This window comes from Polaromonas sp. AER18D-145 (assembly GCF_002379095.1).
Lineage (GTDB): Bacteria > Pseudomonadota > Gammaproteobacteria > Burkholderiales > Burkholderiaceae_C > Polaromonas.
Genome location: NZ_NBZV01000068.1, coordinates 1 through 16,594, shown reverse-complemented (window position 1 = coordinate 16,594; position 16,594 = coordinate 1). Strand labels below are relative to the sequence as shown.

Genomic DNA, 16,594 nt, shown 5'->3' with positions numbered 1-16,594 from the left:
CCCGCCCCTTCCGCATGATTGCCCGCCCGTTTTCTCCCCTTGCCTCGCCCCGCCTCCTGGCTGCTCTTCTTTTGATAGCTGTCAGCGCAGGCACAGCAAGCGCCAGCACCGCAAAAGACCCCAAACCCCGGAGGATCAAGGTGCAGCAGGCGGCCGAGCAGGACAGCGCCTACGCCAGCCGCCCCGAAGCCATGCGTTTTGCCGACGACATGGCCAGCCGGCGCGACCTCGACGTGGCATGGGTGCGCGACGCCATCGGCCAGGCGCGCTTCAGCCCCACCGTCGTGCGGCTGATGCAACCGCCGGCCAAGACCTTTACCAAGAACTGGCGCGTCTACCGCAGCCGTTTCATCGACCCGGTCCGCATCGCCGCCGGCGCAGCCTTCTGGCGGGACAACCAGGCCAGCCTGGCGCGCGCCGAAGCGGAATACGGCGTGCCCGCCGACATCATCGTCGGCATCATCGGGGTGGAGACCATTTACGGCCGCGATACCGGCAAGTTCCGCGTGCTGGACGCACTGACCACGCTGGCCTTCGACTTCCCGTCCGCCCATCCGCGGGCCCGGGAACGCAGCGAGTTTTTCAAAGGCGAACTCGAACAGTTCCTGAGCCACCAGAGCCGCCTCGGCAGCGACCCGCTGACCCCGCGCGGCAGCTACGCCGGCGCCATGGGCATGCCGCAGTTCATGCCCTCGAGCTGGGTCAAGTACGCGGTGGACTTCGACGGCGACGGCAAGGTGGATTTGTGGAACAGCCCCGCCGACGTGATCGGCTCGGTCGCCAGTTATTTCAAGGCCTTCAACTGGCAACCCGGTATGCCCACGCATTACCCGGTTCGTTTTGATACCGCTACGCTGGACATGGACACGTTGATGGCCCCCGACATTTTGCCGACCTTCAGCGTGGCCAGCTTCTCCGCCAAGGGCGCGGTGCTGGAAGGCGAAGCCCTGAAGCACCCCGGGCCGCTGGCGCTGATTGAGCTGCTCAACGGCGACCCCAACAACGGCGGCAGCGCGCCTAGTTATGTCGCGGGCACGGAAAATTTCTATGCCATCACGCGCTACAACTGGAGCAGTTATTACGCGATGGCGGTGATCGAGCTGGGGCGGGAAGTGGCGGCGCGGGTGAGGTGACGGTGGACGCCGCCAGCCGGGTCTCAGACCTTGAGAGACCCATGTGAACACCTGCGCGGCCTACGCGTGCGGCACAAGGAAGCCGGCGTCTCAAGACAACAAGCCAGCCTTCACCGGGCCAAACGGATCAAACACCCGCACCCCCGTCGGCTCGAAATCCTTTACATTGCGTGTGACCACCGTCAGGTTATGGCACAAGGCGGTGGCGGCAATCAGGTTATCAATTCCCTTGTTGCCCGTCTGCACGCACAGCCGTCCCCACAGTTTGGCAATCGCCGGGGTCACCGGCAGGATGTTGTGGGCAAACTGCAATTCCATCAGCGCCAGCCACTGGGCGAGTTCCGCGGCAAATTCGGGTTCCGTGCTGCGTTGCTTTTCAATGCCCGCCTCAATCTCGCCAATGGTCAGGGCGCTCACAAAAACAGCGTCAGGTACCTGGCTTTTCAGATATGCCACCACGCCAGCATTCGGCCTGGCCTTGCGCAACTCGGACAGCACCATGGTGTCCAGCAGAATCATGAAAAATCCACGTCGCGGGGCTGTATGTCGAGGCGGGGCGAATCAGTCTGCGCGCCGCGAGGCGCTTTGGGCATGGCCAGCAAATGCTCGATCAGGCTCACAGGCGCATGGGCCCGGCTGGCTGCGCTGCGCTGCAGGGCTTCAAAGTCTTCCTCCGAAAGCACCACCACGGCCCGCTTGCCGCTGCGTGTGACGTGCTGCGGCACGCCGCGCATGGCGTTATCGACCACTGCGCTGAATTGCGCCTTGGCATCTTGCAGCCGCCAGGCGGATGCGGGTGGTTGAGGGACATCGGTTCGCATGATTAATTGACTAGTTTGATGAACTAGTCAAATTTTACAAGAAAATCCTCCGCCCTCCAACCCAAAGGAGGTAACCTTTTTCAAGCACCCGATTCACACCGGCTCAATCGTGATATCCACCAACATTTCTTCCTCCCCGCCGCCATGGCGTATGCCCTTGATGGGCGGGCAGGCGTTGTAGTCGGTGCCGACGGCCAGGCGCACGTGGCGTTGGTCGATGGGGCAACTGTGGGTGACGTCGATGCTGACCCAGCGCCGGGCCGCCACGTCGAGGCAGATGTCGGCCCAGGCGTGGCTGGCGAGGTCGGGTTCGTTGGCGGCGTAGAAATAACCACTGACATAACGCGCCGGAATGCCCAGGCTGCGGCAGATGGCCACCATCACATGAGCCTGGTCCTGGCAGACACCGGCGCCGGCTTCAAAAGCCTGCAGCGCCGTGGTGGTCACGCTGGTGCTATTTTTTTGGTAGCTGACGGCGCCCGCCACGCCTTGGCTCAGGGCCAAAATCATACTCAAGTCCGTGACACCGGCCGGCGTGGATGGCGGCACAAAGCGGCGACCGAACTCGGCCAGCGAAGGATGCGGCGCGGCAAGTGCCGTCGGCCTGAGGAAAAAAGCCGGGTGCGGCATGGCAGCGTCGTCGGTGAATTCGGCCACACCCAGCGTGTCCACCTGCCCCGCCGCGTTGACCAGGCTGCCGGTCACATGGGCGGCCGCTTCGGCGACAAAGGTGTAGGAGTGGATGCTGTTGCCGCAGCCGTCATGCTGCTCGTGCAACACGCCGGGGGCGCCCAGCGTCCAGAAGAGGACGGTTTGCGAGGGGCCGGACTTCGGCGTCAGCCACAGCGTCTGCAGCGCATAACGCAGGGGCTCGGTGTAGCGGTACCGCGTGGTGTGCCGGACGTGCAGCTTCATGACGGGCCCCCACGGTCGCGCACTTCGAGCCTGCGGCGGCTCCCTGCCCCTCGCACTGGTAAAGGGGCCGCTGCGCCTGCGGACTGGCAAAGCCAGATCCGCGGCCCTGGCTGGTTTGAAGAGCCCGCGCGGTGGTGCTTCACGCCGTCGCCGGAACCAGGAAGTCGCGGCTGATGTGGGCGCCGAGTTCGTTCACGCGGTCGAGGAACTGCGTCAGGTAGGCGTGCAGGCCGGTGGCCAGAATCTCGTCGATGCGCGCGTACTGCAGGTCGGCATTGAGTTTGCCGGCGCGGCGCACGGTCTCGCAGGTCTGGTCGTCGGTGACCTTCTGCAGGTTGCTCACCACCTCCTGCAGGCTGGCGGCCAGCGAGCGCGGCATGTCGGCGCGCAGGATCAGCAGCTCGGCCACGCGTTCGGGCTTGATCACGTTGCGGTAGACCCGGCGGTAGATCTCGAAGGCGCTGACGCTGCGCAGGATCGCGCTCCAGTGGTAGAAGTCGTACTCCTGGTCTTTCACGCTGGCCGCGCCGTAGAAGTCGCTTTGCACCGCGTGAAATTTCACATCGACGAGGCGCGCGGTGTTGTCGGCGCGCTCGAGAAACGTCCCCAGCCGCATGAAGTACAACGCCTCGTCCTGCAGCATGGTGCCCACGGTGACGCCGCGCGACAGGTGCGAGCGGAACTTGACCCACTCAAAAAACTGGCTGGGGTCGCGCTCGAAGTCGCCGTTGCGCAGCATGCGAAAAATCTCGAGGTAGGTCTGGTTCTGCGTCTCCCAGACCTCGGTGGTCAGCGTACCGCGCACGGCGCGCGCGTTCTCGCGCGCGTTTTTCAGGCAGGAGATGATGCTCGACGAATTTTTCTCGTCACGCACCATGAAGTCCATCACGTCGCGCGCGTTCACGCCGCCGTATTTGCTTTCGTAGGCGGCCGAGAGCTCGCTGATGCTGAGCAGCCCCTGCCAGCCCACTTGCGCCACGGCGGTTGACTGCGGCAGCAGGGAGGTCTGGTAGTTCACATCCAGCATGCGCGCGGTGTTTTCGGCGCGCTCGGTGTAGCGGGACATCCAGAAAAGATGATCGGCGGTTCTAGATAACATTTTTTTCTCCTTGGCCTCAAACACCGAAAGCGCTGGCGCGCTTTGCGTGTTTTGGTGATGACGTCACAAGCGCTTCGCGCAATTGATGAGTCATCCCCGCGAATGCCTGCGGCATGTCGCCTGCCCGCTCGGTGTAGCGGGACATCCAGAACAGGTGATCGGCGGTGCGTGACAACATTATTTGCTTCCTCCCTGTGACTGGCTTTGTGATTGTCCGGACTGCGACTGCGATTGGGACTGCAAGGGGCTGTCACCGTCTTCGAGCACCCAGGTGTCCTTGGTGCCGCCGCCCTGCGAGGAATTGACCACCAGCGAGCCGTCTTTCAGCGCCACACGCGTCAACCCGCCCGGCACCATCTGCACGATTTTTCCGCTCAGCACAAACGGCCGCAAATCGATGTGGCGCGGCGCGATGCCGCTCTCGACATAGGTCGGGCAAGTCGACAGGCTCAGCGTCGGCTGGGCGATGTAGCCGGCCGGGTTGGCCAGCACGGCCTGGCGGAAGTTCTCGATCTCGGCCTGCGTGGCGGCCGGGCCGACCAGCATGCCGTAGCCGCCGGCGCCGTGCACTTCCTTGATGACCAGGTCTTTCATGTTGGCCAGCGTGTACTGGAGGTCGTCCTCGTTGCGGCACATGTAGGTCGGCACGTTTTTCAGGATGGGTTTTTCACCGAGGTAGAACTCGATCATCTTCGGCACATAGGGGTAAATCGACTTGTCGTCGGCGACGCCGGTGCCGATGGCGTTGCACAGCGCCACGTTGCCGCTGCGGTAGACATTGAGCAGGCCGGCGCAGCCCAGCGTGGAGGTCGGACGGAAAGCCAGCGGGTCGAGGAAGTCATCGTCGACGCGGCGGTAAATCACGTCGACGCGTTTCGGGCCGCGTGTAGTGCGCATGTAGACGAAGTTGTCCTTGACGAACAGGTCCTGCCCCTCGACCAGCTCGACGCCCATCTGTTGCGCCAGGAAGGCGTGTTCAAAATAGGCCGAGTTGTACATGCCCGGTGTCAGCACCACCACCGTCGGTTCGGCGCGGTGCGCCGGCGAGTTGTCGCGCAGGGTCTCCAGCAGCAGGTCGGGGTAATGCGCGACGGGGGCGACGCGGTTTTCGCTGAACAGGTCGGGGAACAGCCGCATCATCATCTTGCGGTCTTCCAGCATGTAGCTCACGCCGCTGGGCACGCGCAGGTTGTCCTCGAGCACGTAGTACTCGCCCTCGCCCTGCGCGTTCGGGGCGCGCACGATGTCGATGCCGCTGATGTGCGAGTAGATGTTGCCGGGCACCTCGACGCCCATCATCTCGGGGCGGAACTGCGCGTTCTGGAAAATCTGCTCGGACGGAATCACGCCGGCCTTGATGATTTCCTGGTCGTGGTAGACGTCGTGGATGAAGCGGTTCAGCGCCGTGACACGCTGGATCAGCCCTTTTTCCATGCGGGCCCACTCGTGCGCGGGGATGATGCGCGGGATCAGGTCAAACGGAATCAGCCGCTCGGTGCCGCCGTTGTCGGCGTTGCCGTCGTCCTTGTCGCCATACACCGCAAAGGTGATGCCGACACGGCGAAAAATCATTTCGGCTTCGGCACGCCTGGCCTGCATGACCGCCTCAGGCTGCCTGGCCAGCCAGCGCTGGTAGGCCTGGTAGTGCTCGCGGACACTGGACGCCGTTGCATTCATCTCATCAAACATGGGGCGGCTCATCGGCTTGGTCTCCAGCAGTTTTACGAATCGATTGTTATGCCATGAGCTTAGCAAGTAATGCGCCAGCCGTTCGTAGGCGAATCACTATTTGTGCGGATTTCTAGCGCGGCGTATCCATCCGGTGCTGCCAGTAACGCAGTGCCGCCTGCCGCTGGCAGCGGACCTCGGCCGGGTGCTGGCTGGCCCAGCTGGCGGCGCCGCAGACCGGCGAGGTGACCACCACAATCCCGCGCTCGCGGTAACGCGCCAGCACCGGCGGCGCCGGGTGGCCAAAACGGTTGCGGTACCCGGCCTGCGCGAACGCCAGCGTGGGCTGCACGGCCTCCAGAAACGCTGCGCTGGACGAGGTCTTGCTGCCATGGTGCGGCACCAGCAACACGTCGGCCCGCAGCATCGTGCCTGCGGCCACCAGGCGCTGCTCCTGGGCCAGCTCGATGTCGCCGGCCAGCAAGGCGCTGCGCCGGCCGTTGGACAGGTGCAGCACGCAGCTCATGGCGTTGGACCGGGTCGGCGTTTCATAGTCGCCAGCGGCGGGATGCAGGACCTCGAAATCGACCCCATCCCATTGCCAGCGCTGGCCCGCCACGCAGCGGGTGGCAGGGCGCAGCGCCTGCAGCTCGTGGCCGTCTTCGATGGAACTGAGCAGGGCCGCCTGCGGCTGCATCGCCAGCACGGCCGGCGCGCCGCCTATGTGGTCGCTGTCGCGGTGGCTCAGCATCAGCGTGTCCACACGTTCACCCAGGGCGCGCAGCAGGGGCACCAGCACCCGGTGCCCGGCGTCGCTCTCGCGCGAAAAGCGCGGCCCGCTGTCATAGACCAGCGTGTGCCCGGCGGTACGAACGACCAGCGCATTGCCCTGCCCCACATCGGCGGCGATCAGTTCGAACTCGCCGGCCGGTGGTCGCAGCGGTTGCCAGAGCAGCACCGGCAACAGCAGCGGCAGGCCCAGCGCCCGCCAGTGCCAGGGCAGGCGCATGGCCAGCAGCAAACCGCCCGCCACACCGGCCACTGCAGCCCACAGCGGCGCGGCCGCCACGCTGATGCTGGCCAGCGGCCAGCGCGCCAGCCATTGCAGAAACACCATCAGGGCCGCCACCGCAGCAGCCGCCAGGTCCCAGAACGGCGCCCAGAGCACCCCCAGCATGGTCAAGGGCGTCACCAGCAGGGTCACCCATGGAATCGCCAGGCCATTGGCGAGCAGGCCGACCAGCGAGACCTGGTTGAACAGCAGCAGCGACAGCGGCGTGAGCGCCAGGGTCACGATCCATTGCTCGCGGGCAACGCGAACGAGAGCGCCTGCCATCCGCGCCAGCCAGGGCATCCGCAAGCCCGGAAACCCGGGATTTTTAGTATCAAATGTGCCGTTACCCCTTACCGTATCTGCGCGACCAGCTCCTGAATCTGTAGCAAAATCATCGCCCCCACGCTCGCCCACTGCGTGTGGCTCCCTGCCCCCCAAGGGGGCTTCTTTGCCTTGGGGCGGCCCGGCGGCAAAGAGTACCCCCACCGCCACAAATGACAGCCAGAAACCGGCCTGCAGCAGGGCCCAGGGATCCAGCGCCACCACGACCGCCATGGCCAGCAGCCACACCTGCGGCCAGGGCCAGCGTTTGCCGCTCTGGCGCAGCAGCACCACGGCCGCCAGCATCCAGACTGTGCGTTGCGCCGGCACGCCCCAGCCCGAAAACAGCGCGTAAGCCGCGGCCAGCAGCAAGCCGCCCCAGGCTGCGGCACTCGCCGCCGGAACCGCCAGACACAGGGCAGGACTCCAGCCCGCCGAGCGCCGCCACAGCCAGCCGATGGCCTGCGCCGCCAGCCAGGCGAACATGGTGATGTGCAATCCGGAAATACTCATCAAATGCGCCACGCCGGTGGCCCGGAACACATCCCAGTCGGCGCGTTCGATGGCGTTCTGATCGCCCACCAGCAAGGCCGCCACCACGCCGGCCAGTTGGCGGTCCGGCACGCGTGCATACACCGCATCGCGCATCCACTGCCGCGCCCGCTCGACCGGGTGGCGCCAACCACCGGCCAGCAGCTGCGGCGGCGCATCGCGCGGTCCGGCACGCACATACCCGGTGGCCTGCAGGCCCTGCTCCCACAGCCAGAGTTCGTAGTCGAAGCCGTGCGGGTTGCTGTTGCCGTGCGGCGCCTTCAGGCGCACCGTCATGCGCCAGTGCTCGCCCGCACGCAGGTTCTGCGGCTGGCGCTGCAGCGCAAGAAGCGCCGCGGGGGCATCCAGGCTTTCAGCGTCGGCGGGTTCCCGGCTGCCAAAACCCGTATACCAGCCGAGGTAGACCTGCGCCGGCAACACCACCGGCTGCCCGTCCAGCCGGGCGCTCTGCACCGCAAACCGGAAACGCAGGCCGTCGTCGCCGCGCTGGGGCATGGCCAGCACCCGCCCGGTGACCTCGATGTCCTTGCCTTCCAGCGCCGGGGCCAGTGCGCCGGCCTGGAAAGCTGCCGCGCGCAGGCCGGTCAGTGCAAACCCGGCCGACAGCGCCAGCACCAGCGTCGCCAGGCTGCGCGCGGACCAGGCCGCCTTCGCCGGGGACGTGGTGAGCGCCACCAGGCCGGCCAACACGGCGGCACCGACGGCGATGCCCGCATACAGTCCGGCCTCCCACAGCCCGCGCTGCTGCAACTGCAGGGCGGCGCCCGCCACAAAGCCGACCAGGAGGGGGCCCAGCAACCTGGCCCCGGGAGGCGTCGCGGCTGACATCACTTGCACCAAACGCCCCCTTTGTTTTTCTGGCCTGCGGTTTCCGGTTCCGTGTTTAACGGAGAACTCAGGCGCTGCGCTGACAGCCATGTCGGCCTTTGGCGCAGCTCTTGCTTGTATGGATCGGATTAAAACCGTTGTTCAGGGGGCAGCCCCCGAAGCATGCTGTTTCTGCGGCATAGTGCCAGCATAGCCCCCGAAATATTCGAAAAGCGAGATTGCCTTGTCCATTCATGTTGCCCTCAGTCACATCACCCACTACCAATACGACCGGCTGGTTCGCCTCGGCCCGCAGGTGGTCCGGCTACGACCAGCGCCGCACAGCCGCACCAAGGTGTTGTCGTATTCGCTGACGGTGGAGCCCAAGGGCCATTTCATCAACTGGCAGCAGGACCCGTTTGCCAACTACCAGGCGCGGCTGGTTTTTCCCGAGCCAACACGCGAGTTCAAGGTCACGGTGGACCTGGTCGTCGAGATGGTGGTGTTCAACCCGTTTGACTTCTTCCTCGAGCCCGACGCCGAGGAATTCCCGTTCAAGTACAGCAAGGCGCAGGCGCATGAGCTGGCGCCTTACCTGGCCACCGAGCCGGCCACGCCGCTGCTCAAAAGTTATCTGGCCGCCATCGACCGCACGCCCAAACGCACCATCGACTTCCTGGTCGGGCTGAACCAGAAGCTGCAGCACGACATCAAGTACGCCATCCGCATGGAGCCCGGCGTGCAGACGCCGGAAGAAACCCTGCAGCTGGCCGTCGGCTCCTGCCGCGACACCGGCTGGCTCATGGTGCAGCTGTTTCGCCACCTCGGGCTGGCCGCACGTTTTGTCTCGGGTTACCTGATCCAGCTCAAGGCCGACGTCAAGTCGCTCGACGGCCCCAGCGGCGCCGAGACCGACTTCACCGACCTGCACGCCTGGTGCGAGGTGTTTCTGCCCGGTGCCGGCTGGGTCGGCCTGGACCCGACCTCGGGCCTGATGGCCGGCGAAGGCCACATCCCGCTGGCCTGCACACCCGAGCCTTCGAGCGCGGCGCCGATTGAAGGCGGTGTGGACGAAAGCGAAGTGGAGTTTGCCCACCACATGGGAGTGCAGCGCATCTTCGAATCGCCGCGCGTGACCCAGCCCTACACCGACGCCTTGTGGGCCGACGTGCTCAAGCTCGGCCACCAGGTGGACCAGGACCTGGTCGCCGGCGACGTGCGTCTGACCATGGGCGGCGAACCAACCTTTGTCGCCACCCAGGACCGCGACGCCGCCGAATGGAACATCGACGCGCTGGGCCCGACCAAACGCGGCTACGCGACCGAACTCGTGCAAAAGCTGCGCGCTGAATACGGCAACGGCGGCTTCCTGCATTTCGGCCAGGGCAAGTGGTACCCGGGCGAGCAACTGCCGCGCTGGGCGCTGAGCATTTTTTGGCGCAAGGACGGCCAGCCGGTCTGGCAGAACCCGGCGCTGTTCACCGACGAACGCCAGCCCTGCAGCTACACCAGTGACGATGCGCGCCGTTTCACCGAGACGCTGGCCGGCAAGCTGGGCCTGTCCGCCAAACACATCACGCCGGGCTACGAGGACACCTGGTACTACCTGTGGCGCGAGCGCCGGCTGCCGGTCAATGTGGACCCCTTCGACACCAAGCTCGACGATGCCATGGAACGCGCGCGCCTGCGCCGCGTGTTCTCGCAGGGGCTGGACGCGGTGGTGGGTTATGTGCTGCCGCTCAAGGTTCGCGAAGAAAGTGCTGCGGGTAGTGGCCCCCAGTGGTCCACCGGCCCCTGGTTTTTCCGCGACGAACGCATGTACCTGATGCCGGGCGACTCGCCCATGGGTTACCGCCTGCCGCTGGACTCGGTGCCCTGGGTCTCGAAGACCGACTTCCCCTACATGACCGAGGCCGACCCGTTTGCGCCGCGGGACGAGTTGCCCTCCACCGCGGCCCTGGCCGCGCGTTACAACGCCGCCACCGGGCAAGCCGCGCCGGTTCCCGCGCCTGTAGCGGCTGCACCCGCAACCGGCCACAACAGCGCCAGCATGCTGGCCCAGTACATGGCGCGTTACATGACGGCCAGTGGCCCGCGCAATGAAGCCAGCCGCCTGCTGCAGTTCAGGCCGGCCACGGTCAGCACCGACATACGCTTCGACCAAAGCGCCAAAGCGCCCGCCGTGACCGCCAAGCCGGCGTCTGGGGCCGTTGACGAAAATGCCCGCCTGCCCAAACCCGGCGAGTCCGCCGCCTGGCTGACCCGCACCGCGCTGTGTGTGGAAGTGCGCGACCCGACGCGCGCCAATGGCCCCCAGGACAAACCCAAGGCAGCGCCGAAAGAAAAAGGCGCGAAGGCGGAAACCGGCGCACTCTACATCTTCATGCCGCCGCTGGAGCGCCTCGAAGACTACCTGGACCTGCTGGCGGCCGTCGAGGCCAGTGCGCAGGCGCTGGGCCTGCAGATCGTGCTCGAAGGCTACCCGCCGCCGCGTGATCCGCGCCTGAAGATGCTGCAGGTCACGCCCGACCCTGGCGTCATCGAGGTCAACATCCACCCGGCCTACAACTGGAACGAACTGGTCGAACACACCGAGTTTCTCTACAAGATCGCGCACGAGACGCGCCTGTCCGCCGAAAAATTCATGACCGACGGCCGCCACACCGGCACCGGCGGCGGCAACCACTTTGTGCTGGGCGGCGCCACACCGCCGGACAGCCCGTTTTTGCGCAAACCCGAAATGCTGGGCAGCCTGATCGCCTACTGGCACAACCACCCCTCGCTGAGTTATTTGTTCTCGGGCATGTTCATCGGCCCGACCAGCCAGGCGCCGCGCGTGGACGAGGCGCGCAACGACCAGCTCTACGAGCTCGAAATCGCGCTGCGCGAGATCGCCGCCAACCGCGAGAAATACGGCCAGGACATGCCGCCGTGGATTGTTGACCGCACGCTGCGCAACATCCTGGTCGACGTCACCGGCAACACACACCGCAGCGAGTTTTGCATCGACAAGATGTACTCGCCCGACTCGGCCACCGGCCGCCTCGGCCTGCTGGAGCTGCGCGCTTTTGAAATGCCGCCGCACGCCCGCATGAGCATCGTGCAGCAATTGCTGCTGCGTGCGCTGGTCGCGCGTTTCTGGAACAAGCCTTACCACGGCCGCATGACGCGCTGGGGCACCGCGCTGCACGACCGCTTTCTGCTGCCGGGTTTTGTGCGCATGGATTTTGCCGACGTGCTGACCGAGCTCAACGAAGCTGGTTACGCCTTCGACATGGCCTGGTTCGAACCGCATTTCGAGTTCCGCTTCCCGATGATCGGCCAGGTGAAGGCCAACAGCATCGAGCTGACCCTGCGCAGCGCGCTGGAGCCCTGGCATGTGATGGGCGAGGAAGGCTCGTCCGGCGGCACCGTGCGTTATGTGGACTCCTCGCTGGAGCGTGTCGAAGTGCATGTGACCGGCCTCAACGACAACCGCTACGTCATCACCGCCAACGGCCGCGCGCTGCCGCTGCAAAGCACCGGCACGGTCGGCGAATACGTGGCCGGCGTGCGTTACAAGGCCTGGAACCCGCCCTCGGCCCTGCACCCCTCGATCGGCGTGCATGCGCCGCTGACGTTTGACATCGTGGACACCTGGATGGAACGTTCACTGGGCGGCTGCCAGTACCACGTGGCCCACCCCGGCGGGCTGAGCTACGACACCCTGCCGGTCAACTCGTATGAAGCCGAAAGCCGGCGCCTGAACCGCTTTTTCCAGATGGGCCACACCGCGGGCAAGATGCGGGTCCAGCCCGCGCAGCCGAGCCGGGAGTTTCCGTTCACGCTGGACCTGCGCTAGCGCGGTGAAAAACTTCTCCCGTTCGTGTTGAGCTTGTCGAAACGCTTCTACACACACCCACAGCTTCGGAGAGGCTTCGACAAGCTCAGCCCGAACGGACTGTGCGGAAATCTCCCAACCTTCGGCGGGGCCTGCATTTGTCTTGTGGCCGCAACAAGGGCCGCCCGGGGCGCGTCATCATTGCGCGAACAGAGGGAAAATCCCGCGCCAGGCCGTTGACCGGTCAGGCATAAAGGCATACTTGGGCCACCGTGGAAAACAACGACTCACTTTTCGCAGCGGCAGCGCTGGAAGCGCCTGGCGATCTGGCGGCGGCCCTCGCCCTGCCGGCGGCAGCCGGCCATTTTGACGAGTTGCACGGGCGAACCCTGGACAAAGCCCCGCCAGCGGCCAGCCAAACCCAAACCCAGCAAGCGCTGCAGCTGGCGGGTACCGCTGTAACGCCGGCATCAGCGCCCGACACCGGTCCAGCCGCCGTCCCCGCAGCCCGCCTGTCACCCGACTGGAGCCGGTTCTTCAACTTTCTGGGCGGCGACGGTTTTGACGACCTGAACCACCGCACCGCCAACCTGCAACGCCAGATCCGCGACAACGGCGTGACCTACAACGTGTATGCCGACGCCAATGGCCCGCAGCGGCCCTGGTCGCTGGACCTGTTTCCGCTGATCCTGCCGGCGCAGGACTGGGCGCAGATCGCCGCCGGTGTGCAGCAGCGCGCCCGGCTGCTGGAGCGCATCATGGCCGACGTGTACGGCCCACAGCAGCTGCTGGCGCTGGGCCTGCTGCCTGCGGCGCTGGTGCAGGGCCACCCCGGCTACCTGCGTGCCATGCATGGCGTGCGGCCGGCCGGCGGTACCTTTCTGCACATCGTCGCCTTCGACCTGGCGCGCGGCCCCGACGGGCGCTGGTGGGTGGTCTCACAACGCACCCAGGCGCCCTCGGGCCTGGGTTACCTGCTGGAAAACCGCCTGGCGATCTCGCGGCTGTTTCCCGAGGCCTTCCGCGAACTGAAGGTGCAGCGCCTGGCCGCTTCCTACAAGGCGCTGGTCGATGGCCTGAAGGCGGCCAGCCCGGCGCGCAAGTGCGGCGAGGAAAGCCGCATCGTGCTGCTGACCCCCGGCCCCTACAACGAGACCTATTTCGAGCATGCCTACCTCGCGCGTTACCTCGGCCTGACCCTGGTGGAGGGCAGCGACCTGCTGGTGCGCGACGACAAGCTCTACCTCAAGACCCTGCAGGGGCTGGAGCCCGTGCACGGCCTGCTCAAGCGCGTGGACGACGAGTTTCTGGACCCGCTGGAGCTGCGCTCGGACTCCACGCTCGGCGTTCCCGGCCTGCTACAGGCGATACGCGCAGGCAACGTGCTGGTGGCCAATGCCCCAGGCTCGGCCTTTCTCGAATCCAGCGCACTGCTGGGCTTTCTGCCGGCACTGTCGCGCCACCTGCTCGACGAGCCGCTGGCCCTGCCCTCGCTGGCCACCTGGTGGTGTGGCGAGCAGGCCGCCCTGCAAGCGGTGCTGCCGCGGCTGAAGGAATGTGTCATCAAGGGCACTTATCCGGAGTCGGGCATTGAATCGGTGATTGCGCAGACGCTGTCGCGCCGCGAACTCGATGAGTGGGCTGGTCGCCTGCTCCGGCGCGGCGAAGACTACACCGTGCAGGCCTACCTGCCGCTGTCGCAGACGCCGACCTGGCAGGGTCAGCGGATCGCCCCGCGCTCGACCATGCTGCGCGTGTTTGCGGTGGCCGACGGCGCCGGCTCCTGGCAGGTCCTGCCCGGCGGGCTCGCGCGGCTGGCCGGCCCCAATGACAAGATTGCCTCCATGCAGCAAGGCGGCAGCAGCGCCGATGTGTGGGCGCTGGCCGAATCTGCGCCGCCGCGCAAGGCGACGACCGGCGCCGCCATGAGCCCCCCCGCCAATGGCTCACCGTCGGCGGTCAGCCTGGCGGCGGAACCGGGCGCCCAGCCCCGGGCGGCAACGCCTGCGCGGCACAAACCCCCGGTCACCAGCCGCGCCGCCGAAAACCTGTACTGGCTGGGCCGTTACACCGAGCGCACCGAAAACGCCATCCGCATGGCCCAGCTGACCCTGCAGTCCCTCAACGGTGAAGACCAGTCCTCGCAACCGCTGCTGGCCTGGCTGTCGGAGCTGGCCGTGAAAAACGGCTTGGTGATGGACTCGGTGCCGCCTGCGACGCAGTCGCGCCGCGTGTTCGAACGCTCGCTGATTGCCAGCCTGGCCGATACCGAAGACGCCGCCAGCGTGGGCTACAACCTGCGTGCACTCAAGGGCGCAGCCTCGGCGGTGCGCGAGCGGCTGTCGCAGGAACAGTGGCACGTGATCATGCGGGCCGAGGCTGATTTCTTCTCACGCTGCGAAGCCTTTAGCGGCCCTGAACACCCCGCCTCCCAGGCGCTCGAATACTCCTCGGTGGAAGCGCTGGCGGCACTGGAGTCGGCCAGCGGCTTCCTGGCCGCCATGACCGGCGCACAAACCGACCGCATGAGCCGCGACGACGGCTGGCGCCTGCTCAGCACGGGGCGCCACATCGAGCGGCTGAACACGCTGGCCTCCTCGCTGATCCTCGGCTTTGAAACCGGCGCCGTGTTCGACGAGGGTGGCTTCGGCGCCATCCTCGCGCTGTTCGACAGCACCATCACCTTCCATGCCCAGTACCAGCAGCAACGCGATGTGCCGGCGCTGCTGGACCTACTGGTGCTAGACCGCGACAACCCGCGCTCGCTCGGCTGGGTCACCCAGACGCTGCGCGGCCGTCTTGCGCGCCTGGCCGAAAACACCGTGGGCGCGCCGCAGCCGGTGCCCGACCTGGCGCCCGCCTTGCCCGACCCGGGCAGCTGGCGCCTGGACGACCTGTGTTCCCCCGCCCCCGGCGCGCCGGACAGCGAACCGTACGCGGGCCTGCTGGCGCAGCTCGAGCTGTGCTGCAACGCCGCCTTCGAGCTCTCGGACACGCTGAGCCGGCGCTACTTCAGCCACGTGGCCCCGGACGAACACAGCCTGGGCGCCTGAGCCCGGGGCTCGGCTGCGCAACCTTTCTTTTCCTTTTGGCGATGCTGCTTCACCTTGTTCATGAAACGCGTTATGCGTACAGCCCTACCGTGGAAAATGCCCACCATGTGCTGCACCTCAAGCCGGCCAGCCACGCCGGCCAGCAACTGCTGCGCCACCGGCTGACGATCAGCCCGCAACCGGCACGGCTGCAGGAGCTGACTGACGTGTACGGCAACACGCGCACCTATTTCTCGCTGCACACACCGCATGACAAGCTGACGGTGGTCGCCGACAGCATCGTCTCCACCCTGGCGCTTGCCGCTACCCCGGGAGGCGCGCCGGCAGGTCTGCCCTGGGAGCAGGTGCGCGAGCAGTTCCGCTACCACGCCGGCGCCGCCTATGACAGCGCCTGCGAATTCCTGTTCGCCTCACCCTACATCCCGCGCGACGAGGCGTTTGCGGAATTTGCCCGGCCCAGCTTCACGCCTGGGCGGCCCTTGCCCGAAGCGGCGCAGGACCTGATGGAGCGCATCCACACCGACATGGCCTACGACAGCGAAAGCACCGAGGTGGGCACGCCGGCGCTGGAGGCACTGCAACTGGGCAAGGGAGTGTGCCAGGACTTTGCCCACATCATGGTCGCCTGCTGCCGCGCCATGGGCGTGCCGGCGCGTTACGTCAGCGGCTACCTGCTGACCACGCCGGCACCCGGCCAGCCGCGCCTGATCGGCAGCGATGCCTCGCATGCCTGGGCCTCGGTGTACTGCCCGGTGGCAAGCAAGGCCGGCGGCCTGGCGCTGGCCGAAGGCCAAAGCCCCGGTGTCTGGCTGGACTTCGACCCCACCAACAACCGTGCCCCGGGCGAGGACTATGTCACGCTGGCCATTGGCCGCGACTTCCTGGACGTCTCGCCGATGCGCGGCGTGATACGCGGCGGGGCGCGCCACGTGCTGGATGTGGCCGTGACGATGACACCCATCGCCAAATTCCCCGAACCCGAGTGATGCCGCCGGACGGCGGCACCGGGAATAGTGCAGTGTTGCACGCTATCTGGAACATAAAACCGCGTGGTTTGCGCCTTGCCCTGACCCAAGATCCATCGCTTTTATTCGTTCCATCAAGCATGCAACACTGCACTAGAATTGCTGATCGCCCCCCAGAAAAGCTATCTTTTTCATAGCTACCAGCGACCGCCGAATAATGGCCCGGAGCCTATTTCGTGGCGGATTCAAGTACAAAGCGCAACAGAAGGCAGTGTAATCGGCTGCATCTTCAAGCCATAGAAGACCTCGTGCGGGGTGAGGTAACCCAGGCACTTGCGGGGTCTGTGGTTGAGCCGGTACACCGCATCATCGACCTCATGCTGGCG

At 66.1% G+C, this 16,594-nt stretch carries 11 protein-coding genes; 4 read left to right on the top strand and 7 right to left on the bottom strand.

Annotated features, from left to right (window positions below; genetic code table 11):
• The first annotated feature begins 14 nt into the window (after window positions 1-14).
• On the top strand, window positions 15-1,133 hold the full coding sequence (mltB, locus tag B7G52_RS21805; RefSeq protein ID WP_096699767.1) for a lytic murein transglycosylase B: 1,119 nt from the start codon (window positions 15-17) through the stop codon (window positions 1,131-1,133).
• Between the two features lie 90 nt (window positions 1,134-1,223).
• On the opposite strand, the gene B7G52_RS21800 is transcribed toward mltB, so the two are convergent.
• The 7 genes from B7G52_RS21800 to B7G52_RS21770 all read right to left on the bottom strand — a co-directional run bounded on the left by B7G52_RS21800 (window position 1,224) and on the right by B7G52_RS21770 (window position 8,391).
• Window positions 1,224-1,652: a type II toxin-antitoxin system VapC family toxin gene (locus B7G52_RS21800; protein WP_096699766.1), complete on the bottom strand. Its 429-nt coding sequence runs from the start codon at window positions 1,650-1,652 to the stop codon at window positions 1,224-1,226.
• Complete coding sequence (locus B7G52_RS21795) at window positions 1,649-1,954, bottom strand: type II toxin-antitoxin system prevent-host-death family antitoxin (RefSeq protein ID WP_096699765.1); 306 nt, start codon at window positions 1,952-1,954, stop codon at window positions 1,649-1,651. Before B7G52_RS21795 ends, B7G52_RS21800 begins: the two co-directional genes overlap by 4 nt.
• Before the next feature lie 93 nt (window positions 1,955-2,047).
• On the bottom strand, window positions 2,048-2,869 hold the full coding sequence (locus B7G52_RS21790; RefSeq protein ID WP_096699764.1) for a transglutaminase family protein: 822 nt from the start codon (window positions 2,867-2,869) through the stop codon (window positions 2,048-2,050).
• 139 nt (window positions 2,870-3,008) lie between these two features.
• Window positions 3,009-3,968, bottom strand: a complete 960-nt coding sequence (locus B7G52_RS21785) for an alpha-E domain-containing protein (RefSeq protein WP_096699769.1) — start codon at window positions 3,966-3,968, stop codon at window positions 3,009-3,011.
• A gap of 16 nt (window positions 3,969-3,984) precedes the next feature.
• Window positions 3,985-4,146 (bottom strand): alpha-E domain-containing protein, encoded by a 162-nt coding sequence (locus tag B7G52_RS21780; RefSeq protein WP_096699763.1) that lies wholly within the window; start codon window positions 4,144-4,146, stop codon window positions 3,985-3,987.
• Complete coding sequence (locus B7G52_RS21775; protein ID WP_096699762.1) at window positions 4,146-5,669, bottom strand: circularly permuted type 2 ATP-grasp protein; 1,524 nt, start codon at window positions 5,667-5,669, stop codon at window positions 4,146-4,148. Before B7G52_RS21775 ends, B7G52_RS21780 begins: the two co-directional genes overlap by 1 nt.
• Window positions 5,670-5,769: 100 nt before the next feature.
• Window positions 5,770-8,391: a DNA internalization-related competence protein ComEC/Rec2 gene (locus B7G52_RS21770; RefSeq protein WP_096699768.1), complete on the bottom strand. Its 2,622-nt coding sequence runs from the start codon at window positions 8,389-8,391 to the stop codon at window positions 5,770-5,772.
• A 223-nt stretch (window positions 8,392-8,614) separates the two neighbouring features.
• On the opposite strand from B7G52_RS21770, the gene B7G52_RS21765 reads away from it, so the two are divergent.
• The 3 genes from B7G52_RS21765 (at window position 8,615) to B7G52_RS21755 (ending at window position 16,229) form a co-directional block, all read left to right on the top strand.
• Window positions 8,615-12,211, top strand: a complete 3,597-nt coding sequence (locus tag B7G52_RS21765) for a DUF2126 domain-containing protein (RefSeq protein ID WP_096699761.1) — start codon at window positions 8,615-8,617, stop codon at window positions 12,209-12,211.
• A 251-nt stretch (window positions 12,212-12,462) separates the two neighbouring features.
• Window positions 12,463-15,243 carry a circularly permuted type 2 ATP-grasp protein gene (locus tag B7G52_RS21760; RefSeq protein ID WP_096699760.1) on the top strand — a complete coding sequence of 927 codons (2,781 nt, stop codon included), beginning with the start codon at window positions 12,463-12,465 and terminating at the stop codon, window positions 15,241-15,243.
• A gap of 41 nt (window positions 15,244-15,284) precedes the next feature.
• Window positions 15,285-16,229 (top strand): transglutaminase family protein, encoded by a 945-nt coding sequence (locus B7G52_RS21755; protein ID WP_096699759.1) that lies wholly within the window; start codon window positions 15,285-15,287, stop codon window positions 16,227-16,229.
• Window positions 16,230-16,594: the final 365 nt, after the last annotated feature.